This is a genomic window from Kitasatospora sp. NPDC056800 (assembly GCF_042789775.1).
GTDB lineage: Bacteria > Actinomycetota > Actinomycetes > Streptomycetales > Streptomycetaceae > Kitasatospora.
Genome location: NZ_JBHUAL010000024.1, coordinates 35,574 through 56,827, shown reverse-complemented (window position 1 = coordinate 56,827; position 21,254 = coordinate 35,574). Strand labels below are relative to the sequence as shown.

The window sequence follows — 21,254 nt, the reverse complement described above, 5'->3', positions numbered from 1 at the left end:
CCGTCACGGTCGGGCCGCGGTGAGCGTGACCGTCACGGTTGTGCCCCGGCGGGTGTGCGGGAGCCGGACGCGGACGGTTCCCGCGCGCCCGCCGGTCGGCTGGTCGACCTCGACCCGGGCGCCGGCGGGGGAGACGGCGACCCGGGCCCCGTGCGGAAACGCGGCCGGGGGGAGCAGGAGTTCGCTGCCGCGCCCGGTGCCGTCGGCGCGCCAGCGGACGGTGGCGCCGTCGGCGCGGGCGTCGGTGCGGACGTCCGTGCCCGCGACGGCCACCGGGTACGGGCCGAAGGCGGGTTCGTCGCCGGGGGCGGGGCGCCCGGCCGGGTCGAGCGCGCAGTAGCCGCCGTTGCCCCGGCACCAGTACCACATCGTCCAGCCCTCGGCGAAGCCGTCCATCGCGGCGGTCTGACGGCGGACCAGCTCGGTGTTGCCCGGGGTGCGGGAGTCCGGCGGGCCCCACTCGCCGACCAGGACGGGCAGGCGGTGGGCGGCCGGGTAGCCGGTGATCGCGGCGGTGTACCGCTCCACGAAGCCGTCGGCGGGGTTCCAGTCGGCGCCGCCCTCGACCGCGGTGTCGTAGAAGTGCGGCGCGTAGCCGAGCCGGGCCGCGCCGGGGCGGGGGTCGGCGAAGCCGGGCAGGCTGGTGGGCACGCCCTGGCCGACCAGCACGGTCGGCTCGACGAACAGCCAGGCGCGGGAGTCGGCCCGGCGCACGGCGGCGATCAGGCGGCGGTACATGTCGGCCAGCCGGCCCTGCTCCAGGGCGGAGGCGGCGGCGGCCAGCACGGCCGGGTCGCTCGGGTCGCCGTCCACCGGGCCGAACGGCTCGTTGAACAGGTCGTAGCCCAGCAGCGAGCGGTGGCCGCGCAGTTCGCGGGCGAGCCGGGTGTAGAAGTCGGCCTGCCAGGCGCGCAGGTCGGGGTCGTCGTAGAGGTGGCGGAAGGCGGCCTGGACGGCGGGCTGGAAGTAGCCGGCGAACCAGTCGTCCGGGTCCGGGGTGAACGGCAGGCCGTCGTCCCGGGTGGCCCAGACGGGGACGCCGTTGGTGCCGCCGCCGAACGCGGGCCCGTAGACGTCCTGGTGGAGGTCGACCAGGACCAGCAGGCCCAGCCGGTCGGCCCGGTCGAGGAGCCGCTGGACGCGGTGCAGTTCGGTGGGGTCGAGGCGGCCGCGCCGGGGTTCCAGCCTGGTCCAGGAGACCGGCAGCCGGACCAGGGTGAAGCCCTGGGCGGCGACGGAGTCGAGGTCGGCCGGGGTGGCCTCGGCGTACTTGTCGAGGTTGAAGCCGCGCAGGAGGAGCCGGCGGCCCTGGGCGTCGGTGAGGGCGGTACGGCCGTCGGCGGCGGTGGCCGTTCCGGTGGGGAAGCGGTCCGGGGGGCCGTCGTGGGCCGAGGCCGGGACGGCGGTCAGGACGGCGGTGGCGGCGAGCAGCAGGGCGACGGCGGTGCGGCGCAGGCGCATCGGGGACCTCGCACGGCGGGGGGTGGGGTGGGGCCCGATGATGCCCGGACTTCCGTGCGCCGCACAAGAGTTCGGTCTACGGAGGACTCAGTCCGCGGCCGGTTCGGGCGCGGTCGGCAGGACGGCGGTAGGCCGGTCCGCGGCGGCGGCCAGCCGGCCCCAGAGCAGGTCGGCCAGCGCCTGCACCATCCGGGCGCGCGAGCAGGGTCTGGTCTCCAGCCACCAGTCCCCGGCGGCCAGCACCATCCCGGTGATGCCCCGGCCCCAGGCCTCGGCGAGCAGGTCGCGGTCGGCGCCGAGGTCGACCTGGCTCTGCACGGCCCGGGTGATCTCCTCGGCGATCTGCCGGAGCGCGGGGGCGAGGGCGTTGCCGGCGCCGCTCGGGTCGCCGGGCTCGGGGTGGGTGAGCAGCCGGTAGACCTGGGGGCGGGCCTCGATGCCGGCGAGGTAGGTGTCCAGGACGTGCTCGACCCGGTCGCGGCGCTCCAGCGGCTCGGCGAGGGCGGCCCGGACGGCGGCCAGCAGTCCGCCGGTGTGGCGCTCGGTCAGGGCTCTGATCAGGCCGTTCCGGTCGCCGAAGTGGCGGTAGAGGATCGGCTTGGTGATGCCGGCCTCGGCGGCGATGGCGTTCATGCTGGCGCCCGGCCCCTCGCGCTGGACGACCCGGTCGGCGGCGTTGAGCAGCTGCTCGCGGCGGGGCTCTCGGGACATGCGCTGCTCCTCGGAGTTGGGGTCCGTCTGGGCGTTGACACCGGTTACCAATCAGTAGCAGACTCCGACGATGTTACCCGAGGTAACACCCCGGTCGGCCGCACACGTCTTCGGAGGCACGCACCATGAGCAGCACGTTCTCGCTGGACCCGGGCGCGGACCAGCTCGCCGTACGCGACTGGCTGCACGGCTTCGCCGCCGACGTGATGCGCCCCGCCGCGGCCGAGTGGGACGAGCGCGAGGAGACCCCCTGGCCGGTCATCCAGGAGGCCGCCAAACTCGGCATCTACTCGCTGGACTTCTACGCCCAGCAGTACTTCGACCCCTCCGGCGTCGGCATCCCGATCGCCATGGAGGAGCTGTTCTGGGGCGACGCGGGCATCGGGCTGTCCATCGTCGGCACCACCCTGGCCGCCGTCGCGGTGCTAGCCAACGGCACCGACGAGCAGATCGGCACCTGGACCCCGCAGATGTTCGGCACCCCGGAGGACGTCAAGGTGGCCGCCTTCTGCTCCTCCGAGCCGGACGCCGGCTCCGACGTCTCGGCGCTGCGCACCCGGGCGGTGTACGACGAGGCCAAGGACGAGTGGGTGCTCACCGGCACCAAGACCTGGGCCACCAACGGCGGGATCGCCGCCGTCCACGTGGTGGTCGCCACCGTCGACCCGGAGCTCGGCGCCAAGGGCCAGGCCTCCTTCGTCGTCCCGCCGGGCACCCCGGGGCTGAGCCAGGGCCAGAAGTTCAAGAAGCACGGCATCCGCGCCTCGCACACCGCCGAGGTGGTGCTGGACGGCGTCCGGGTGCCCGGCAGCTGCCTGCTCGGCGGCAAGGAGAAGCTGGACGAGCGCCTCGCCCGGGCCCGCGAGGGCGTCAAGCGCCCCGGCGGCAGGGGCAACGCGGCGATGGCCACCTTCGAGGCCTCCCGGCCGGCCGTCGGCGCGCAGGCGATCGGCATCGCCCGGGCCGCGTACGAGGTGGCGCTGGACTACGCGAGGACCCGGGAGCAGTTCGGCCGGCCGATCATCGACAACCAGGGCGTGGCCTTCCAGCTCGCCGACATGAGGACCCGGATCGACGCGGCCCGGCTGCTGGTGTGGCGGGCCTCCTGGATGGCGGTCAACAACCAGCCGTTCACGGCGGCCGAGGGCTCGATGTCCAAGCTGTACGCGGGCGAGACCGCCAAGTACGTGACCGCGCAGGCGATGCAGATCCTCGGCGGCAACGGCTTCACCCGGGAGTACCCGGTGGAGCGGATGCACCGGGACAGCGCGATCTACTCGATCTTCGAGGGGACCAGCGAGATCCAGCGGCTGGTGATCGCCCGGGCGATCTCGGGGGTGCCGATCCGCTGACCGGTCGTCCTGGTCGCCCGGGCCGGTGGGCCGTCCGTCAGCGGGCGGCCCAGAAGGTGAGGCCGGCGGCGAGCGCGCCCACCGCCGCGCCGACGGCCGTCTGCGCGGCGGTGTGGTCCCGCAGCACCACCCGGGACCATCCGATCAGCGGGACCAGCGCGCCGAGCAGCAGCCAGAGCGGGCCGAGCGCGATGGCGAGGCAGACCACCGCGCCGGTGGCCACGGCGGTGTGCACGGAGACCTTCCACCAGACGGTGATCACCAGGATCGGGACCAGCGAGGCGAACATCGCCAGCACCAGCGCGGTCAGGTCGGCCGGGGCGTCCAGTCCGATCATCACCGCGAAGCTGAGCAGCACCGAGCCCATGATGAGCGGGAAGAGGGTCAGCCGGCGCTGCCGTCGGCCGACGTGACGGTCCGCCACGGTGCCCTTGCGCATGCCGTGGCCGATGATCAGGGTCGGGACGACGGCGGCGAACAGGGCGGCGAACAGCGCCCAGCCGATGCCCGCCCAGCCGTAGCGGAGGCCGCCCAGCAGCGGGAGCAGCACGAGGATCACGTTCTTCGGCTCCAGGCCGTCGGTGATCCGGCGGGCCAGGGCCGTCCGGCGGGTGGGGGCGGGCGGGGCGGGCACGGCCTGGGCCTCGGTCGTCATCGGGGTGGGTGCTCCGGGGGCGGGAAGGGGTGGACGGGTTCCGGCCGGATGATCGTACGGGTGCTGGTGCGGCCCCTTCCGCCGGGCCCGCACCGTTCCCGCGCGGGAGCGTTCCCGCTCGGACCCGTTCCCGTTCAGAACCGGGCGGGCCGGCCCTCCAGGAAGGCGGCCAGGCCCTCGCGGACGTCCGAGCCCTCCCGGGCGCGGAGCAGCCAGGGGGCCAGGACCTCGTCGGCCCGCTCGGGCGGGGCGTCCAGGACGGCCTTGGCCGCGCCGACGGTCTGGGCGGAGCGACGGGTCAGCAGCCGGGCGAAGTCCAGGGCGGCGGCGTCCAGTTCGGCGTCCGGCAGGACGCGTTCGGCCAGGCCGAGCGGCAGCGCGTCCCGGCCGGCCACCAACTCGCCGGAGAACAGCAGGTACTTGGCCCGGGCCGGGCCGATCAGCCGGGCCAGCCGTACGGTCGGCACCGCCGGGTAGACCACGCCGAGCTTGGCCGGGGTGATCCCGAGCCGGGCGTCCTCGGCGACGAACCGCAGGTCGCAGGCGACGGCCAGCTGGCAGCCGCCGCCGACGCAGGCGCCGTGCACCACGGCGAGGGTCGGGTGCGGGAAGGCCGCCAGCGCCTCCTCGGCGGCGACGTTGGTCGCGTGGTAGGCCTCCGCGCGGTCCGGATCGCCGTACACCTCGGAGAGTTCGGCGATGTCCGCGCCCGCGCTGAAGGTGTTGCCGGCGCCGGTGAGCAGCAGGACGCGCACGCCCGGGTGGCCGGCCAGCTGCTCCAGCACCTTGGGCAGCGCCTGCCAGACCGCCAGGGTCACCGCGTTGCGGCGGTGCGGGCGGGCGAACTCCAGGACGGCGACGCCGTCCTCGCCGACGTACGCGTTGAGGCCGTCGGCCTGCGCGGGCAGGGCGGAGCGGTCCCGTGTGAGCAGCGGCTGGTCCATGCGCACCTCCGGTCGGTCGTGGTGCGCCAACTCTCTCAGGCGGCGCGGGTGCAGTAGTCGCCGAGGCCGTGCTCGAGCAGGGCGAAGGCGCGGCGGGCCTCCTCCAGGACGGCGGGCAGGGCGTCGGCGGCGCGCTCGCCGGCCAGCATCCGCCGGTGGTTGGCGGCGATCAGCGCGACCCGGACGGCGAGCAGCTGGGCGGTGGCGACCCGGGCGGTCAGTTCGTCGTGGGCCGGGTCCTGGGCGAGCAGTTCGGCGGCGAGCGCGGCGTGCGCCAGCCGGTCGAAGCCGTGGGTGGCGCGGGCGGTCAGCGCGGGGGTGCGGTGGATCAGCCGGACCACGTCGAGCACGATCCGGTCGTCGTTCAGCCCGGCGGCCGGGTCGAAGCGCTCCAGTGCGGCGAGGAACTGCTCGCGCAGCGCCGTCACCGCCGAGGTGCCCGGGGCGCGGTCGCGCACCGCCTGGGCCGGCTCGTCGAGGTGCTGCTCCATCGGGCCCATGACCAGGTCTTCCTTGGTGGGGAAGTAGTTGAAGACGGTCATCTTGGACACCTCGGCGGCGGCGGCGATCTCCGCGACCGAGACCTGGTCGAAGCCGCGCTCGGTGAACAGCGCGACGGCCGTGCGGAAGATCCGCATGCCGGTCTGGAACTTCTTGCGCTCGCGCAGCGGGAGGGCGTCGAGGTCGACGTCGGGGCCGAAGTCCTGTGCGGGTCGCATCGCCATGGGGGGACTGTACCAGGATCAAATGTTGACCAGGCGGAAAGATTGGTCGGGATGAAGAATTGACCGAGTCCAAAAACGCTGCGATGGTGAGGGCGTGCCGCCGGCCGCCCCGGCCCCGGCGCGAATCCGACGGACCCTGGGGGGACCCGACCATGGCCACCACCGCCGCTGCCGTACCCGCTGCCGCACCCGCGCCGCCGGACACCGCGCTGATGACCCCGGCCCAGCGCAAGCTGGGCATGCTGCTCTGCCTGGTCACGATCGTGCTGGCGGTGCTCGACATGAACATCGTGTCGGCCGCCACCGTGCCGATCGTCCGCGACCTCGATCCCGTCCACGGCGTGGACCGGCTGCCCTGGCTGGTCAGCGCGTTCGCCCTGGCCGCCACCGCGCTGCTGCCGCTGTACGGCAGGCTCTGCGACGTGTACGGCGCCAAGCGCGTGCTGCTCGGGGCCGTCGGCACCTTCCTGCTCGGCTCGGCGCTCTGCGGGGCGGCGCAGTCGATGGACCAGCTGATCGCCTTCCGGGCGGTGCAGGGCGTCGGCGGCGGCGGGCTGATGAGCGTCACCATGGTGGTCATCGCCCAGTTCAAGGACCCGGAGGAGCGCGGCGGGGCCAAGGGCGGGGCCGTGGGCGGGATCGTCGCCGGCCTCGGCATGGCGGTCGGCCCGCTGGTCGGCGCGCTGCTCACCGACCACCTCGGCTGGCGCTGGGTCTTCTACGTCAACCTGCCGCTCGGCCTGCTGGTGCTGGTCGGCGTGGCCCTGGTGGTCAGGCTGCCCCGGGCGACCGGCCGCCGGAGCCTGGACTTCGTCGGCGCGGCCCTCGCGGCGGCCTTCGCGACCGGGCTGCTGCTCGTCACCGAGTGGGGCGGCAAGGACCACGCCTGGACCTCCCCGGTGATCCTCGGGCTCGCCGCCGCCACCCTGGCCGCGCTCGGCCTCTTCCTGTGGCGTCAGGCCACCGCCGCCGAGCCGGTGCTGCCGCTGTCGCTGTTCCGGATCCGCGCGGTGCGGCTGGGCTTCGCGATCCAGGGGCTGGTCGGGATGGGCATGGTCGGCTCGATCATGTACGTGATGCTCTACCTGCAGATCGCCCGGGGCGTGGCCCCGACCTCGGCCAGCCTCTACCTGGTCCCGATGGCGGCCGGGATGACGGCGGCCGGCCTGCTGGTCGGGCGGCTGACCGGGCGCGGCCACCCGCCCCGGACCTTCCTGGCGGCCGGCGCGGCCTGCGCCACGCTCGCCCTCGCCCTGCTCGGCCTCAGCGGGCCGGACACCGGGCTGTGGGCGGTGCTGGCCGAACTCGCCCTGCTGGGCTGCGGGCTGGGGCAGCTGATCGGCCAGCTGGTCACGGTGGTGCAGGAGACCGCGCCCCGGCACCAGCTGGGGGTGGCGACCACGGGGATCCGGTTCTTCCAGAGCCTCGGCAGCGCGCTCGGCGCGGCGCTCTTCGGCACCGTGCTGACCCGGGTCTTCGAGGCGGGCGAGCCGGGGCGGCCGCTCGGCGCGGTCCGGGCGCTGACCGGGGCGGCGCGCGAGCACGCGGTGCGCAGCTTCACGGACGCGGTGGACGTGGTCTTCCTGTCGGCGGGCGGGGTGCTGGCGCTGGCGCTGGTGTGCGTGCTGCGGCTGCGGCCGGCCGAGCTGGCGGGCTCGGCCGGGTCAGCGGGGGTGGCGCCGGCCGCCTGACGGGTGGGCGGCCGGCGGGCTGGTGGGCCGCCGGGACGGTGTGGTGCGGTGCGGTGCGGGGCCCGGTGGGCGGGGGAGTCCACCGGGCCCGGCGCCGTTCCCGGTTCAGGCCCGGCTGGTCCACTCGTCGGCCAGCACGGCCCAGATCTCCTTGTCGTAGCGGACCCCGTTGTACGGGTACCACTCGCGCAGCACGCCGTCGCGGGTCATGCCGACCCGCTCGGCGACCGCCCGGCTGCGGGCGTTGACGGAGGAGCACCACCACTCGGCGCGGTGCATGCCGCGGGTGGTGAAGGCGTAGTCGAGCAGCTGCTTGACGGCGGCGGTGATCAGCCCGTGGCCCTCGCCGGCCGGCTCCGTCCAGGCGCCGATCTCGCAGACGCCGGACCGGGCGTCGAAGCTCACGAACATCACGCCGCCGACCAGGGTGCCGTCCAGCCAGATCCCGTAGATCCGCTTCTGGTCGGCGGCCAGGCCGTCGGCGTAGCGCTGGAGGGTGGCGCGGGCGGACTCCAGGTCGACGGAGAAGGTGGCCCAGGGGATCCACGGGTCGGTGTGGGCGCGGGCGCGGTCGAGGTGGGTCAGGAACTCGGGCGCCTGCCAGGGCTCCAGCGGGCGCAGTTCGGCGTTCTCGGTGAGCGGTACGGCAAACACGGGCGGCCTTTCACGGGTGGTGCTGAGGTTGGCTGGACTATTCATAACAAACGTTTGGTACGTAAGATAGCCCCCATGACACCGGCCCGTGGAGACCATGACGCCCGACGCTCGGAAGTCTCCGAGGGGGTGTGGCGGGTGCTCTCCACCCGGGGCTTCGAGGGGCTGACCCTGCGCGCGGTGGCCGCCGAACTGGGTGCCTCCACCGGGCTGTTGACGCACTACTTCCCGAACAAGCGGGCGCTGCTGAGCCACGCCCTGGAGGAGCTGGACCGGCGCTCGCTGGCCCGGCCCCGGCGCACCGCCCCCGCCGACGGCAGCGCGCCGCCGGCCGGCCTGGCCCGGGTGCGGGCGTCGTTGCTGGACGTGCTGCCGCTGGACGGCGAGGCCGCCGCCGACAACCGGATCTGGGTCGGCTCCTGGGACCACGCCCTGGCCGACCCGGAGCTGGCGGCCGCCCACGCGGGCCGCTACGCGCGCTCGCGCACCGCGCTCACGGCGCACGTCGCGGACGCCCAGCGGCTGGGGGAGCTCCCGGCGCGGGCCGACCCGGCCGCGCTCGCGGCGGGGGCGCAGGCCTTCGTGCTGGGCCTGGTGGTCCAGGCGCTGTTCGCCCCGGAGGAGTTCCCGGCGGAGCGGCAGACGGAGCTGCTGGACGCCTACCTGGCCGGGCTGGCCGGGCTGGCGGGGTAGGCCGGGGCGCTTCCGGGCGCGCCGGCCCGGCCCGGGGCGGGCTCCGGCGTGTTCGGGGTGGGGGATTCACCGGGAATTCCGGTTGTTCCGGTTGGACCCGTTTTTCGCCCCGTTTTCCCGACGGCCCGACACGCATGGTCACGAGTTCTGTGCGATGAGTGCGCGGAACGGTTGGTGTACGGGATTACCGACTGGTCCGGAGCGGACACGGAAAGTGTCCGCCGGAGTGGTGGCCTGCGGAATTGCGGGGTGGTGCCCCCAGCAGGATTCGAACCTGCGACCTACCGCTTAGAAGGCGGGTGCTCTATCCGCTGAGCTATGGGGGCGGGACGGGCGGTGCCCTGGCGGGCGCGACCGTGGCCGGGATCGGGCTGGCGAGCGCCGGGGCGCGCGCTGTCCGGCCCCGTACCTGAGGGTGGGGGTGGGGGTGGTGGGCCCTCGCCCTGTCGGGGACAGGATAAGGGTGACCGGTTCCCAGGCCGGGTGTGACGACACCGCCGTTGGTGTGTCGGTTCGGTGGAGCGGTCCGATAATCGCAGGTGAAGGCCGTGAGTGCAGCGGTCTGGGAGTGTTCCGCGCCGGACGTTGTGCAGTCGTTACGGGGCTGCCTCCTCACCCGTTATGGATTCGGCACGGAGAATGCGGCGCCGACGGTGCGGGTGGGGGCCTTAATCGCGGTTGCGCCGGTCGTATGACGTGCGCGGACGGCCGTCGGGGCGCCTTCCGGGGCGCGTTCCCGGGCGGGTTCCGGGGTGCGCCGGCCGGGCGGCGAGCAGCGAGTTTGTTGTCATGGCCGCGAAGAAGCGGGGTCGAAGCGGCGACGGAAGGCTGAAATTCACCCCTGCGGGTGACAACAGTTCCACAGGCCCGAGTTATCCACAGGATTTCGGAAGTCGGTGGCCCGGATTTCCCCCGAAGTGCACGCTCAAGGCGCACCGGTCGATTCCGTACGGTGCATCGGCGAGAACGGAGGGTGCGCCGTGAGCGAGACGCATGTGACGGTGATCGGCAATGTGGCGACGGAGGTGAGCTACGGCGAAACCAGCGGCGGGGTGCCGATGGCGAACTTCCGGCTCGGCTGCACCGAGCGGCGGTACGACCGGCAGCGCGAGTGCTGGGTGGACGGCGAGACGCAGTGGGTGGCGGTGACGGCCTGGCGGGCGCTGGCGGTCAATCTGATCGGCTCGCTGTCCAAGGGCGATCCGGTGCTGGTGAGCGGCCGGCTGCGGGTGCGCGAGTGGACGGAGGGGGAGGTGAAGCGGAGCCGGGCCGAGATCGACGCCCGATCGGTCGGACACGACCTCACCCGTGGTACCACGGCGTTCCGGTGGGCGGCGGGGGTGCGCGGGCAGCCGCCGGGCGGCGCCGGTCCGGCCGGGGCGGAGGGCGGGGGCGAGGCCGTGCCGGGGTGGATCGTCAGCGCGGTGGAGGCGCGCAGGGGCTCCGGGGTGCCCCCGGCGCCGGCCCCGGCGGCGGTCGCGGCACCCGTCGTCCGGGCGCTGCCGCCGGGCGGGCGGCCGGCCGCGGGGGAGTCGGGCGAGGTGTCCGGGGCGGAGCGGGGAGGTGGCGCCGAGGATGCCCTGACCTGATCGGTCGGTGACCTTCCCTGTCGACAAATATGTTGATCGAGAACGTCGTTGTGCCCGCACGCGCAATCCGACCGGATAACAGAAAGCGGCCCGGGACTTTCTGGCCGACCGTCAGCTTGTGTGGGACCTGAGGGGATTGATAACGATCCAGATACGGAATCGTCCTGATTTCGCATGGGGGTTTCCGGGCCTCTGGGGCTCAATAGGATTCGTCTGGTTCATACCCGTAGCAGTGCCACAGGGGGCACGCGCGGAACGGCAAGTCGGCGGGCCGCCCACTCGGTGCGGCCCGGCCCGGAGGGATCCCAGATGTTCCAGAGGCAGGGGCGGAGTCTGTCCCGGATAACCACTGTCATGCTCACGACCAGCTTGGCGCTTGGCGGAGGCCTGTTCGCGGCCGGTGCGGCGGTCGCGGCCGGCGCCCCGACCTCGGGCGTGACGGCGGAAGTCCAGAACGAGATGCTCGGCGAGAAGATCGACGTCGAGGGCAAGGGCACCGTCGACGGCGGCCTGTTCACCCTCAAGACGGCTGCCGGGGAGAAGCTCCGGACGTACTGCATCGACTTCGACAACCCGGTCTACCTGGACAGCGGCGCCAAGTACCACGAGGCGGACTGGGCGTCGAGCTCGCTCAACAGCAACGCGAACGCCCCCAAGATCCGCTGGATCCTGGACAACTCGTACCCGCAGGCCAGCCTGACGTCCCTCGCGACGGCCGCCGGCGTCGACAGCCTGACCGACGCGGACGCCGCCGCCGGCACCCAGGCCGCGATCTGGAAGTTCTCGGACAACAAGAACGCCGTCCCGCGCAACGACAAGGCCAAGAAGCTGCGCGACTACCTCGTCGGCGACGCCAACAAGGGCGTCGCGGCCGAGCCGAAGCCCTCGCTGACCCTCTCCCCGGACTCGGTCTCCGGGAAGTCGGGCGGCAAGCTCGGCCCGTTCCTGCTGAACTCCAGCGCGAACGAGGTCAAGCTGACCGTCACCGGCGACGCCGCGGACAAGATCAAGCTGCTGGACAAGGACAGCAAGCCGGTCAACGGCAGCCTGGCCGGTCCGATCGGCAAGGACACCCCGCTGTTCCTGGACGTGCCGGCCGGCACCCCGGACGGCAAGGCCGCCATCAACGCCACCGCCGAGGCCACCGTGCTCAGCGGCCGGGTCTTCATGAGCGGCGTGGACTCCCGCGGCCGCCACAGCCAGACCATGATCCTGGCCGGCTCCACCAAGGTGAACGTCGCCGGCGGCGCCAAGGCCACCTGGAAGCAGGGCAAGGGCGCGCTGATCGACAGCACCGCCAAGGAGGAGTGCGCCACCGGCGGCGTGCGGGTGTCCGTCACCAACAGCGGTGACGAGGCCGCCACCGTCACGGTCGGCAAGCAGCAGGTCGCCGTCCAGCCGGGCAAGACCGAGAGCGTGCTCGTCAAGGTCGAGGAGAAGGCGCACTACGACTTCACCGTGACCGGCCCGAACGGCTACACCAAGCAGTTCACCGGCGTCCTGGACTGCAAGGTCGGCGTGACCCCGACCCCGGCCCCGACCACCCCCGCCGCGACCGGCACGCCGTCCGGCACCCCGAGCGCGGCCCCGTCGGGCACCCCGAGCACCGGCGCCGGCCAGCCGACCCCGGCGACCACCAGCGCCGCCCCGGGCACCGGTGGCCTGGCCCAGACCGGTGCCAATGACTCCACCCCGATCCTCGCCGCCGTCGCCGGTGGCCTGGTCGTGGCCGGTGGCGCCGCCGTCTTCGTCCTGCGCCGCCGCGGCCGCCACGGTCGCACCACCGCCTGAACCGTCCGAACCGCCTGAGGCGCCCGAAGCGCCCGAAGCGACGGAACCGCCCGAGCGGGCCGGGGGTCACCGACCTCCCGAGGCCCTGAGAGCGGCAACCGGCCCGGCTCCCCGCACCCGCTGCGGGGAGCTGGGCCGTCGCGTTTCCCGGGCGGGCCTCCGGGGGCGTCGGCCACGGGGCGGCGGGGCCCGGGGTGGCCGGGGTGCGGGCCGCGGAGAGGCGGCCGGGAGGGCGGGAGCGGGGGCCCCGGGCGGCCGCGGTCCGGGTGGCGGGGCCGGGGCGGGCGGGAGCGCTTCCGGATACCCCGGTGGGGTCATCCAGGCGATTCGGGCCTCAGGGCCGGGTGCGGCACAATGGAAGGCTGCAAGCCGAATACTCCCGACGACGCCGGAGCGATCTCACGTGGCGGAATACATCTACACGATGCGCAAGGTGCGCAAGGCTCACGGAGACAAGGTCATCCTTGACGACGTGACGCTCAGCTTCCTCCCCGGAGCGAAGATCGGCGTCGTGGGCCCCAACGGCGCCGGTAAGTCCACCGTGCTGAAGATGATGGCCGGCCTGGAGCACCCCTCCAACGGCGACGCCTTCCTCTCGCCCGGTTTCACCGTCGGCATGCTGCTCCAGGAGCCGCCGCTGGACGAGACCAAGACCGTCCTGGAGAACGTCGAGGACGGCGTCAAGGAGATCAAGGGGAAGCTCGACCGCTTCAACGAGATCGCCGAGCTGATGGCGACCGACTACTCGGACGCCCTGCTGGACGAGATGGGCAAGCTCCAGGAGGAGCTGGACCACGCCAACGCGTGGGACCTGGAGGCCCAGCTGGAGCAGGCCATGGACGCCCTGGGCTGCCCGCCCGGCGACTGGCCGGTCACCAAGCTCTCCGGTGGCGAGAAGCGCCGTGTGGCGCTCTGCAAGCTGCTGCTGGAGTCCCCCGACCTGCTGCTGCTCGACGAGCCCACCAACCACCTGGACGCCGAGTCGGTGAACTGGCTGGAGCAGCACCTGGCCAAGTACCCCGGCACCGTCGTCGCCGTCACCCACGACCGGTACTTCCTGGACAACGTGGCCGGCTGGATCCTGGAGCTCGACCGCGGCCGCGCGATCGGCTACGAGGGCAACTACTCCACCTACCTGGAGTCCAAGCAGTCCCGCCTGAAGGTCGAGGGGCAGAAGGACGCCAAGCGCGCCAAGCGCCTCAAGGAGGAGCTGGAGTGGGTCCGCTCCAACGCCAAGGGCCGCCAGGCGAAGTCCAAGGCCCGTCTGGCCCGCTACGAGGAGATGGCGGCCGAGGCGGACAAGATGCGGAAGCTGGACTTCGAGGAGATCCAGATCCCGCCGGGCCCGCGCCTGGGCAGCATCGTCATCGAGGTCGAGAACCTCAACAAGGCCTTCGGTGAGAAGGTCCTGATCGACGACCTGAGCTTCACCCTGCCGCGCAACGGCATCGTCGGCATCATCGGCCCGAACGGCGCCGGCAAGACCACCCTGTTCAAGATGCTCCAGGACCTGGAGACCCCGGACAGCGGCACGGTCAAGGTCGGCGAGACGGTCAAGATCAGCTACGTCGACCAGACCCGCGCCAACATCGACCCGAAGAAGACCCTCTGGGAGGTCGTCTCCGACGGTCTGGACTGGATCAACGTCGGCCAGGTCGAGATGCCGTCCCGCGCCTACGTGTCGGCCTTCGGCTTCAAGGGCCCGGACCAGCAGAAGCCGGCCGGCGTGCTCTCCGGTGGTGAGCGCAACCGCCTGAACCTGGCGCTGACCCTCAAGCAGGGCGGCAACCTGCTGCTCCTCGACGAGCCCACCAACGACCTCGACGTCGAGACGCTCTCCTCGCTGGAGAACGCCCTGCTGGAGTTCCCCGGCTGCGCCGTGGTCATCTCCCACGACCGCTGGTTCCTGGACCGGGTGGCCACCCACATCCTCGCCTACGAGGGCGAGAGCAAGTGGTTCTGGTTCGAGGGCAACTTCGAGTCGTACGAGAAGAACAAGATCGAGCGGCTCGGCGCCGCCGCCGCCCGTCCGCACCGGGCCACGTACAAGAAGCTGACCCGAGGCTGACACCCAGCCGTCACGACGGCCCGGCAGACTGCCCTCCGGGGCGGCCTGCCGGGCCGCGGCCCGTCGCCGACCGCCCGCCGCCCCGGCGGTGGACGGCGGCGGGCGACCGGACACCGAGGAGAACTCCCGTGGCTCGCCACATCTACGCCTGCCCGCTGCGCTGGTCCGACATGGACGCCTTCGGGCACGTCAACAACGTGGTCTTCCTGCGCTACCTGGAGGAGGCCCGGATCGACTTCATGTTCACCCAGGCCGCCGCGGCCGGTGCCGGGGAGTTCGCGGGCGGCTCGGTGGTGGCCCGCCACGAGATCGACTACAAGCGTCCGCTGGTGCACCGGCCCGAGCCGGTCACCATCGAGACCTGGGTGACGAAGATCGGCGGCGCCTCGCTGACCGTCTCGTACGAGATCAAGGACGTCGCCGAGGACGGCGGCGACATCGTGTACGTCCGGGCGTCCACCGTGGTCGTCCCCTACGACCTGGCCGAGGGCCGGCCGCGCCGGATCTCGCCGGTGGAGCGGGAGTTCCTCGGCCGCTTCATGGACGAAGAGCCGGTAGTCGCCGCCGTCTGACCGCACCCGACGATTCGAGCTGAACCACTGTGACCATCACCGCCCGTCTCGCCCTGACCGACACCGGGGAGGCCGCCGACCTCTCCGCCTTCCTGCTGCGCCTGCTGCGCTTCGACCGGGCGGCGGCCGTCCGGATCCAGGCGGTGGGTCCGGGCGAGGGGGACGGCGTGCTGGCGGTCTTCGGACGGCTGCCGCTGGGCGACTCGGGCGTGCTGGCGATCCGCACGGCCCGGCTGGACGGTCTGGACGAGCCGGTGGACCTGACCGTCTCCGCGGGCCGGTTGCTGGACGGCGTGGACGCCGGGTCGGGCGCCGTCGCGCTGCCCGCGCCGGTGACCGGTCCGGCCTGGGCCGGGCTGCTGCCGCCGCGCACCGGCTGGCGGCCGGTCGGCACCCCGCCGGCGGCCGAGGTGTGCCGCGAACTGATGGCGGCGGTCGGGGAGTTCCGCGAGCGCAGCGAGGCCGTCCCGGAGCACCACCGCACCCGCGCGGTGCTGGACCGGCTGGCGGACGAGGTGTGGTCCCGCCCGGTCTCGGTGCTGCCGGAGCTGCCGCTGCGCGCCGTCCACGCCTCGTACCGGATCGGCTTCCTGAGCCCCGAGGCGCCGCTCTCGGTGCACCGGGCGGGCGGCTGGCTGCGGTTGAGCTCCCCGGTGGGCTCGGTGGTGGTGCGGACCGCGGCCGCGCCGGGCGCGGGGCTGGGCCTCAGCCCGCTCCGGTAACGGCGGTCCGGGGCCCGGCCCGCCCCGCCGAGGAGCGGTCCGGGGCTCAGCCCGGGGTGTTGATCATCGAGGCGGCGGCGTAGACCAGGTACTCGAGCAGCTGCTGCTCGTGCTCGGCCGGCAGCTCCAGGTCCGCGACGGCCGCCCGCATGTGGGTGAGCCAGGCGTCGTGCGCGGCCTTGTCGACCTTGAACGGCGCGTGCCGCATCCGCAGCCGCGGGTGGCCGCGCCGCTCGCTGTAGGTGCGCGGGCCGCCCCAGTACTGCATCAGGAAGAGGGCCATCCGCTCCTCGGCCGGTCCGAGGTCCTCCTCGGGGTACATCGGCCGCAGCAACTCGTCCTCGGCGATGCCTTCGTAGAACCGGTGGGCCAGCCGCCGGAAGGTCGGCTCACCGCCGACCTGGTCGTAGAAGGTCTCCTCGCTCAACGTGCCTCGCCGGATCTCTCTCACCCGACCATGGTCGCAGACGCCGACGGGGTCGTACACCGGGACCAAAGGCGTACGACCCCGTCGGGAGGGGACCGGCGGACGTCGGCGTAGCAGATCAGCGCCGGACGGTCAGTCCTCCCAGCGGAACAGCTTCCAGGAGATGCCGGTCAGCACGGCCGCGAAGAGCAGCAGGCCGCCCATGGTCGGCACGGCGTCCATGACGCCGCCGCCGCGGGTGAGCACCGACTGGGCGGATTCGACCAGGTAGTGCAGCGGCATGACCTTGGAGACGGCCTTCAGCCACTCCGGGGCGCCGTCCAGCGGGAAGAACGAGCCGGACAGGAAGGACATCGGCAGCACGATGATCTGCGAGATGCCGTTGGCCGCCTCCTCGGTCTTGGCGACCGAGCCGGCCAGCAGGCCGATCGACATGAAGGCGAGCGTCGCGCAGGCCACCAGCGGGATGACCAGCCACCAGTTGCCGGTGAGTTTCAGCCCGAAGAAGCTGGTCGCGACCACCAGGAAGACGGCGGTCTGCAGGAACGCGGTCAGCAGCGAGACCAGGACCCGGGAGCTGATCACGGTTCCGGCGCTGAGCGGGGCCAGCCGCAGCCGGCGCAGCACCTTGGTCTTGCGCCAGTTGACCAGGGTCAGCGCGGCACCGAACACCGCGCCGGTGGCGACGGCCCAGCCGAGCAGGCCGGGGGTGAGGAACTGGATCGGCTTGAGCGACTTGTCCTCGACCTGCTGGGAGTCCAGCACGAAGGCCGGCTTCTGCCCGGTGGCGGCCTGGTTGGCGCTCTGGACCACCGAGTTGAGGATGCCCTGGAGCGCGCCGGCCCGGACCTGGTCGGCGGCGGTGTAGCGCAGCTCGACCGTGCCGTTCGGGCCCTGCTTGATCAGCGCGTCGTAGTCGCCCTTGCGGACCTTCTCCAGCGTGCCGGCCTCGTCGTCGGTCTTCGTGATGGTGAGGACCTTGTCCAGCCCGGCCCGGTCCTCGCCCTGGATCGAGTCGAACAGCTTCACCGCGCCGACCTGCGCCACCTTGGCGTGCGGGCTGCCGGAGCCCTTGGTCACGGAGCCGAAGAAGACCAGGAACACCAGCGGGAACAGCAGGATGAAGAAGGCCGCGGTGCGGTCGCGCTTCATCCCGAGCAGCATGGCGCGGGACAGGCTCCAGAACGCGCTGACCCGCTCCCGCTCGCCGGCGGCCGGGCCGCCGCGCCGGGCGGGGGCCTGCGGCTCGGTGGGGGTGGTGGCGGTCATGCGCGGAACTCCCGTCCGGTCAGCTGGAGGAAGACGTCCTCCAGGGTGGCGCCGCGCACTTCCAGGCCGCGCAGCGCGTTCTGCTCGGCGAGGACGCTGAGCACCGGAGCCGGGAGGCGGGTGGAGACGGAGAGCGAGACGCTGTCGTCCTCCAGGGTGGCGATCTCCGCGCCGGCCGCGGTCAGCAGCTCCCGGGCGCGCTCGAGCGGGAGCTGGCCGGAGGCCACGCTGATCCGGACGGTGTCGTCGATCTCGCGGATCAGCGCCGCCGGGGCGCCGGTGTGCAGGATCTTGCCGTGGTCCATGATCGAGACCCGGTCGCAGAGCACCTCGGCCTCGTCCAGGTAGTGCGTGGTCAGCACGACCGTGCGGCCCTCGGCGTTGATGTCCCGCAGGAGGTCCCAGAGGTTGCGCCGGGCCTGCGGGTCCAGCCCGGTGGTGGGCTCGTCCAGGAAGACGAGCTCCGGGTCGTGGGCCAGCGCGCAGGCGATCGACAGGCGCTGGGCCTGGCCGCCGGACATCTGGTCGGTCAGGGTCTCGGCCTTGTCCGAGAGGCCGACCCGCTCCAGCATCGCGTCGGCCCGCTTGGGGCCGACCCCGTAGAACGACGCGAAGGTGCGGATGGTCTCCCGGGCCGTCAGTTTCCGGAAGAAAGCGGAGGCCTGGAACTGCACGCCGATTCGCGGCAGCAGTTTCGGATTTCGCGGCCAGGGCGCCATGCCCAGCAGCTCGACCCGGCCCTCGTCCGGTTTCCGGACGCCCTCCAGGATCTCCATCGTGGTGGTCTTCCCGGCGCCGTTCGGGCCCAGGATCCCGTAGAACTCGCCGGCCTCGACGGTGAACGACACCCCGTCGACGGCCTGCACATCCCCGTACCGCTGGCGGATGCCGTCAGCGGATATAGCAGCAGTCATGTGGCCTGAGCCTAGGGGCAGGGAAGGCTCCGGCGCACGCCCGCGGCGGCGAATTTGCGGATATTTTGAGGATGGTCCAAACAAATCCGGGCCGGGCGGATGTCGAATTCCGCCCGGCCCGGCCGGAGTTGTCACCGACGTGTGGTCAGGTAACGATTTGACGGGTTTTCAGTCGGAGAATCCCCTCCGACCGACGGCCGGTCAGCCGCGGTGCACGGTGATGGTGGTCCAGGCGCCGATGTGGATCCGGTCGCCGTCGTTCAGCGGTACCGCGGTGTGCGGCGGGACGGGCTCCGCGCCGCCGTTCATGGTGGTGCCGTTGGTCGAGTCCTGGTCCACCAGGACCCAGCTGCCGTCCGCCTGTTCGGCGAGCAGCGCGTGCTGGTGCGAGGCGCCCGGGTCCTCCGGCGGGACGGACAGGTCGATCTCCGGCACCGTGCCGCGGTGCTGGCTGCGCCGCCCGATCCGCAGCTGGCCGCGGCCGGTCAGCGGGATCCGGCGCTCGGGGCAGTACGGCGGGAAGAACAGGCCGGCCGCCTCGGGGCCGCTGCGGGCCATCATGTCGGTGAAGTAGTCCCGGTCGGCCGAGACCACGGCGATCCAGTTGGTCCGCACCGGCTCGGCCGGGGCGGTCTCCTGGGGCTGCTGGGGGACGGGCGGGGCCAGGTTGAACGAGGTGCCGAAGTCGCCGCCGCGGTTGTTCGGGCCGGGGCCGGTCGGCTGGGCGTACACCGGGCCGGAGTCCTCGCGCACCGAGGTGTCGGGGAACGCGCCCTCGGGCGGCGGGTAGCCGTAGGTGTGCTGGTGCGCCGGGGCCTGGGGCTGCTGGGGGACGGGCGGGGCGACGGCCTGCTGGGCCGCCGGTGGCTGGCCGAGCGGGGACTGCCCGAGCGGCTGCTGGCCGAACGGCGGTTGGCCGTGCGGGGGTTGTCCCGCCGGGGCGTGGCCGTGCGGCGGCTGACCGGCCTGGGCGTGGCCGTGCTGGGCCTGCTGCGGCGGGGGGCCGCCGTAGGAGGCCGGGATGTTCAGCGGCGGCTGCTGCTGCGGCTGTTGCTGCTGTTGCTGTGCCGCGCCGGGCACCTGGCGGCGCGAGGGCGTGGAGAGCTCGTAGTCGTAGCCGCACTCCTCGCAGAACCGTCCGGTCTGCGGGCTGCGGCAGATCGGGCAGACGGCCAGGCCCGCGGTGAGGCCCTGCGGTCCGGCCTGCGGCGGGACGGCCCCGTGCGGGGGTACGGCCCCGTGCCGGCCCGGGGGCACCAGGCCGGGCGGCGGCAGGGGTGCCCCGGGCGGCGGGACGGCCCCCGGCGGCATCGGCGGCGGAGGCGGCGGCGCGCCGAAGGAGGCGCCGCCGTACCCCGGGTGTCCGGAGTGCGCACCGGGCGCGGGCTCGCCCCCGTGCGCCCCCGGGTAGCCTCCGTGCGCCCCCGGCGCAGGGGCCGGCGGAGTCATCGGGAAGCCGCAGAAGTCGCACCAGTCCTCGGCCTGCGACTCGTGGCCCCTCGGGCAGATCGGCATCAGGTCCCCCTCGTTTCGGGCCGGCTCCGTGCGGCGTCGCGCCGGGGTGCCGGCCCGGTCACGTCTTCAGCGGTCACTTCTTCACACGTACCGTCTTGGTCGACCGGGTCTCAAGGGTCATCGAGTCGGCCTCGCTCACGTTCTTACGGAACCGAACCGTACCCTCCTTCGGGTCCACCACGTCCACCACCTTCTGGAGCAGCTTGTAGGTGCCCTCGTTCCCGGTCGCGTGGGCGATCCGGACGGCGGCGCCCAGCTTGGCGGTCGCCCGGTCGACGTCCCCGGCCCGGTGGGCCTCCAGGCCCTCCTGGATGGAGGAGGCGAGCTCGGCCTGCCCGGTGTAGTGGGCGACCTGCGGGCTGATCCGGGTGGAGGAGGCCAGGTCGTCGGTCCAGACCGCCTTGACCAGGCCCTGGGTGAGCACCTCGGGGGTGCCGCCGGCGACCTGCTCGGGCAGCACCAGGCTGATCCGGGCGGCCAGCATCTCGTTGCCGACCGAGGCGGCCGGCACCTCGACGCAGACGTGGTAGTCGCGGCTCTCGTCGCCCCAGGAGCCGGTGGGGTAGTCGCCGGCCCGGGGGCCGGCCTCGGTGCGGCGGGAGCTCAGGTCCTCGACCGCGGGGGCGACCTGCTTGACGAACCGGACCCTGGCGTTGGCCGGGGTCCAGATCCGCAGCGCGACGTCGGCGACCTGCTTGCCCATCGCGCCGGCCATCATCGAGCGGAAGTCCTCGGCCAGGCCGGAGGGCTCGGCGACGATGTCGGTGGTGCCGAGCAGCGCCGAGGAGATGCGGCGCAGCTCGTCGATCCGCCAGTCGGTGCCCACGCCGCGGCAGTCGGCGGTGAAGTGGCCGGTCACCCGTTCGACGGTGCGGGCCAGGTCCTCGGCCGACTCGTGCTCGTTGTTGCCGTCGGTGAGCAGGACGGCGTGCCGGATGGCGATGTCGCGGCGGGTGAGGAAGAGCTGGTCGGCCTTGGCCAGCCAGGTGCCCATCGCGGTGCCGCCGGCCGCGGTGAGCCGGCGCAGCGACTCCTTGGCCTGCGCGCGGGTGGTGGCGGAGGCGGTGGCGAGGGTGCCGTCGCCGGGGTAGATGTCGCGGGCCTCGTGGGTGCCGGCGACGACGGCGAAGGCGGTGCCGTCGCGCAGCGCGTCGATGGCGGCGGCGGTGGCCTCGCGGGCGCCGTTGATCTTGGTCTTGGGGTAGTCCATCGAGCCCGAGCAGTCCACCAGGACGACCACGGCCGCCGCGGTGCCGGCGCCCGCCGCGGTGGCGTCGGCGAAGCCGAGGGGCCGGCCGCCCGAGGTGCCGCCGCCGGTCGCCGTGACGGTGACGATGGCGTTGACCTCGCGGGCGCCGTCGGCCAGGTACTCGTTCTGGAAGATCTCCACGTTGAACCTGGGCAGGTTCGGCTTCGCCAGTGTTGCCATGGGGCGGTCGGCTCCCGTCGGGTGAGGGGTGGACGTGCTCAGGACGGTGGGGCGGCCCGCCGGGCGGGGCCG

19 protein-coding genes and 1 tRNA gene are annotated in these 21,254 nt (G+C 73.3%); 8 read left to right on the top strand and 12 right to left on the bottom strand.

Going from position 1 to position 21,254, the window contains the following annotated elements; translation table 11 throughout:
• Positions 1 to 3: 3 nt before the first annotated feature.
• Both ACFRQN_RS08505 and ACFRQN_RS08500 read right to left on the bottom strand, forming a co-directional pair.
• The gene (locus tag ACFRQN_RS08505) at positions 4 to 1,461 is read right to left on the bottom strand and encodes a cellulase family glycosylhydrolase (RefSeq protein ID WP_380739241.1); all 1,458 of its coding nucleotides are present in this window, start codon (positions 1,459 to 1,461) and stop codon (positions 4 to 6) included.
• An 87-nt stretch (positions 1,462 to 1,548) separates the two neighbouring features.
• Positions 1,549 to 2,172: a TetR family transcriptional regulator gene (locus tag ACFRQN_RS08500; protein WP_049655722.1), complete on the bottom strand. Its 624-nt coding sequence runs from the start codon at positions 2,170 to 2,172 to the stop codon at positions 1,549 to 1,551.
• A 125-nt stretch (positions 2,173 to 2,297) separates the two neighbouring features.
• Here ACFRQN_RS08500 and ACFRQN_RS08495 point away from each other — a divergent pair, with 125 nt between their 5' ends.
• Positions 2,298 to 3,524, top strand: a complete 1,227-nt coding sequence (locus ACFRQN_RS08495) for an acyl-CoA dehydrogenase family protein (protein WP_049655719.1) — start codon at positions 2,298 to 2,300, stop codon at positions 3,522 to 3,524.
• A gap of 37 nt (positions 3,525 to 3,561) precedes the next feature.
• Here ACFRQN_RS08495 and ACFRQN_RS08490 read toward each other — a convergent pair whose 3' ends face one another.
• The 3 genes from ACFRQN_RS08490 to ACFRQN_RS08480 all read right to left on the bottom strand — a co-directional run bounded on the left by ACFRQN_RS08490 (position 3,562) and on the right by ACFRQN_RS08480 (position 5,848).
• Entirely contained in the window at positions 3,562 to 4,179 is a 618-nt protein-coding gene (locus ACFRQN_RS08490; RefSeq protein WP_375873165.1) for a hypothetical protein, read from the bottom strand.
• A 134-nt stretch (positions 4,180 to 4,313) separates the two neighbouring features.
• Positions 4,314 to 5,123, bottom strand: coding sequence for an enoyl-CoA hydratase/isomerase family protein (locus tag ACFRQN_RS08485; RefSeq protein WP_079272763.1), 810 nt, complete (start codon positions 5,121 to 5,123; stop codon positions 4,314 to 4,316).
• Between the two features lie 35 nt (positions 5,124 to 5,158).
• A complete protein-coding gene (locus tag ACFRQN_RS08480; protein ID WP_241853153.1) occupies positions 5,159 to 5,848 on the bottom strand; it encodes a TetR family transcriptional regulator in 690 nt (229 codons plus the stop codon).
• A 152-nt stretch (positions 5,849 to 6,000) separates the two neighbouring features.
• Here ACFRQN_RS08480 and ACFRQN_RS08475 point away from each other — a divergent pair, with 152 nt between their 5' ends.
• Positions 6,001 to 7,539: an MFS transporter gene (locus ACFRQN_RS08475; protein WP_380739239.1), complete on the top strand. Its 1,539-nt coding sequence runs from the start codon at positions 6,001 to 6,003 to the stop codon at positions 7,537 to 7,539.
• Positions 7,540 to 7,644: 105 nt separating this feature from the next.
• Here ACFRQN_RS08475 and ACFRQN_RS08470 read toward each other — a convergent pair whose 3' ends face one another.
• Positions 7,645 to 8,193, bottom strand: coding sequence for a GNAT family N-acetyltransferase (locus ACFRQN_RS08470; protein WP_074005555.1), 549 nt, complete (start codon positions 8,191 to 8,193; stop codon positions 7,645 to 7,647).
• A 75-nt stretch (positions 8,194 to 8,268) separates the two neighbouring features.
• Between ACFRQN_RS08470 and ACFRQN_RS08465 the strand changes: the two genes are divergently transcribed.
• Positions 8,269 to 8,886, top strand: coding sequence for a TetR/AcrR family transcriptional regulator (locus ACFRQN_RS08465; RefSeq protein WP_380739237.1), 618 nt, complete (start codon positions 8,269 to 8,271; stop codon positions 8,884 to 8,886).
• Between the two features lie 250 nt (positions 8,887 to 9,136).
• On the opposite strand, the gene ACFRQN_RS08460 is transcribed toward ACFRQN_RS08465, so the two are convergent.
• Positions 9,137 to 9,212: transfer RNA gene (locus tag ACFRQN_RS08460), tRNA-Arg, on the bottom strand.
• A 654-nt stretch (positions 9,213 to 9,866) separates the two neighbouring features.
• Here ACFRQN_RS08460 and ACFRQN_RS08455 point away from each other — a divergent pair.
• The 5 genes from ACFRQN_RS08455 to ACFRQN_RS08435 all read left to right on the top strand — a co-directional run bounded on the left by ACFRQN_RS08455 (position 9,867) and on the right by ACFRQN_RS08435 (position 15,628).
• On the top strand, positions 9,867 to 10,475 hold the full coding sequence (locus ACFRQN_RS08455; RefSeq protein ID WP_380739235.1) for a single-stranded DNA-binding protein: 609 nt from the start codon (positions 9,867 to 9,869) through the stop codon (positions 10,473 to 10,475).
• 354 nt (positions 10,476 to 10,829) lie between these two features.
• Positions 10,830 to 12,266, top strand: a complete 1,437-nt coding sequence (locus ACFRQN_RS08450; protein ID WP_181970694.1) for a Cys-Gln thioester bond-forming surface protein — start codon at positions 10,830 to 10,832, stop codon at positions 12,264 to 12,266.
• Positions 12,267 to 12,669: 403 nt separating this feature from the next.
• Entirely contained in the window at positions 12,670 to 14,334 is a 1,665-nt protein-coding gene (gene ettA, locus ACFRQN_RS08445) for an energy-dependent translational throttle protein EttA (RefSeq protein WP_380739232.1), read from the top strand.
• 128 nt (positions 14,335 to 14,462) lie between these two features.
• The gene (locus tag ACFRQN_RS08440) at positions 14,463 to 14,906 is read left to right on the top strand and encodes a thioesterase family protein (protein ID WP_049657866.1); all 444 of its coding nucleotides are present in this window, start codon (positions 14,463 to 14,465) and stop codon (positions 14,904 to 14,906) included.
• A gap of 35 nt (positions 14,907 to 14,941) precedes the next feature.
• Positions 14,942 to 15,628, top strand: coding sequence for a hypothetical protein (locus ACFRQN_RS08435; RefSeq protein ID WP_380739249.1), 687 nt, complete (start codon positions 14,942 to 14,944; stop codon positions 15,626 to 15,628).
• 46 nt (positions 15,629 to 15,674) lie between these two features.
• On the opposite strand, the gene ACFRQN_RS08430 is transcribed toward ACFRQN_RS08435, so the two are convergent.
• From ACFRQN_RS08430 to ACFRQN_RS08410, 5 genes are all read right to left on the bottom strand, one after another.
• A complete protein-coding gene (locus ACFRQN_RS08430; RefSeq protein WP_049657871.1) occupies positions 15,675 to 16,079 on the bottom strand; it encodes a globin in 405 nt (134 codons plus the stop codon).
• Between the two features lie 108 nt (positions 16,080 to 16,187).
• Entirely contained in the window at positions 16,188 to 17,324 is a 1,137-nt protein-coding gene (locus ACFRQN_RS08425; RefSeq protein ID WP_380739230.1) for an ABC transporter permease, read from the bottom strand.
• Positions 17,321 to 18,238, bottom strand: coding sequence for an ABC transporter ATP-binding protein (locus ACFRQN_RS08420; protein ID WP_049657872.1), 918 nt, complete (start codon positions 18,236 to 18,238; stop codon positions 17,321 to 17,323). The genes ACFRQN_RS08425 and ACFRQN_RS08420 overlap by 4 nt, the downstream gene beginning before the upstream one ends.
• 201 nt (positions 18,239 to 18,439) lie before the next feature.
• A complete protein-coding gene (locus tag ACFRQN_RS08415; protein ID WP_074005559.1) occupies positions 18,440 to 19,753 on the bottom strand; it encodes an FHA domain-containing protein in 1,314 nt (437 codons plus the stop codon).
• 73 nt (positions 19,754 to 19,826) lie between these two features.
• On the bottom strand, positions 19,827 to 21,182 hold the full coding sequence (locus ACFRQN_RS08410) for a VWA domain-containing protein (protein WP_049660919.1): 1,356 nt from the start codon (positions 21,180 to 21,182) through the stop codon (positions 19,827 to 19,829).
• Between the last annotated feature and the right edge of the window lie 72 nt (positions 21,183 to 21,254).

Coding starts and splice junctions, on each gene's coding strand:
- ACFRQN_RS08485 (WP_079272763.1), bottom strand. CDS start 5,123: ATGGACCAGCCGCTGCTCACACGGGACCGCTCCGCCCTGCCCGCGCAG.
- ACFRQN_RS08420 (WP_049657872.1), bottom strand. CDS start 18,238: ATGACTGCTGCTATATCCGCTGACGGCATCCGCCAGCGGTACGGGGAT.
- ACFRQN_RS08475 (WP_380739239.1), top strand. CDS start 6,001: ATGGCCACCACCGCCGCTGCCGTACCCGCTGCCGCACCCGCGCCGCCG.
- ACFRQN_RS08465 (WP_380739237.1), top strand. CDS start 8,269: ATGACACCGGCCCGTGGAGACCATGACGCCCGACGCTCGGAAGTCTCC.
- ACFRQN_RS08415 (WP_074005559.1), bottom strand. CDS start 19,753: ATGCCGATCTGCCCGAGGGGCCACGAGTCGCAGGCCGAGGACTGGTGC.
- ACFRQN_RS08495 (WP_049655719.1), top strand. CDS start 2,298: ATGAGCAGCACGTTCTCGCTGGACCCGGGCGCGGACCAGCTCGCCGTA.
- ACFRQN_RS08500 (WP_049655722.1), bottom strand. CDS start 2,172: ATGTCCCGAGAGCCCCGCCGCGAGCAGCTGCTCAACGCCGCCGACCGG.
- ACFRQN_RS08490 (WP_375873165.1), bottom strand. CDS start 4,179: ATGACGACCGAGGCCCAGGCCGTGCCCGCCCCGCCCGCCCCCACCCGC.
- ACFRQN_RS08410 (WP_049660919.1), bottom strand. CDS start 21,182: ATGGCAACACTGGCGAAGCCGAACCTGCCCAGGTTCAACGTGGAGATC.
- ACFRQN_RS08450 (WP_181970694.1), top strand. CDS start 10,830: ATGCTCACGACCAGCTTGGCGCTTGGCGGAGGCCTGTTCGCGGCCGGT.
- ACFRQN_RS08425 (WP_380739230.1), bottom strand. CDS start 17,324: ATGACCGCCACCACCCCCACCGAGCCGCAGGCCCCCGCCCGGCGCGGC.
- ACFRQN_RS08480 (WP_241853153.1), bottom strand. CDS start 5,848: ATGGCGATGCGACCCGCACAGGACTTCGGCCCCGACGTCGACCTCGAC.
- ACFRQN_RS08505 (WP_380739241.1), bottom strand. CDS start 1,461: ATGCGCCTGCGCCGCACCGCCGTCGCCCTGCTGCTCGCCGCCACCGCC.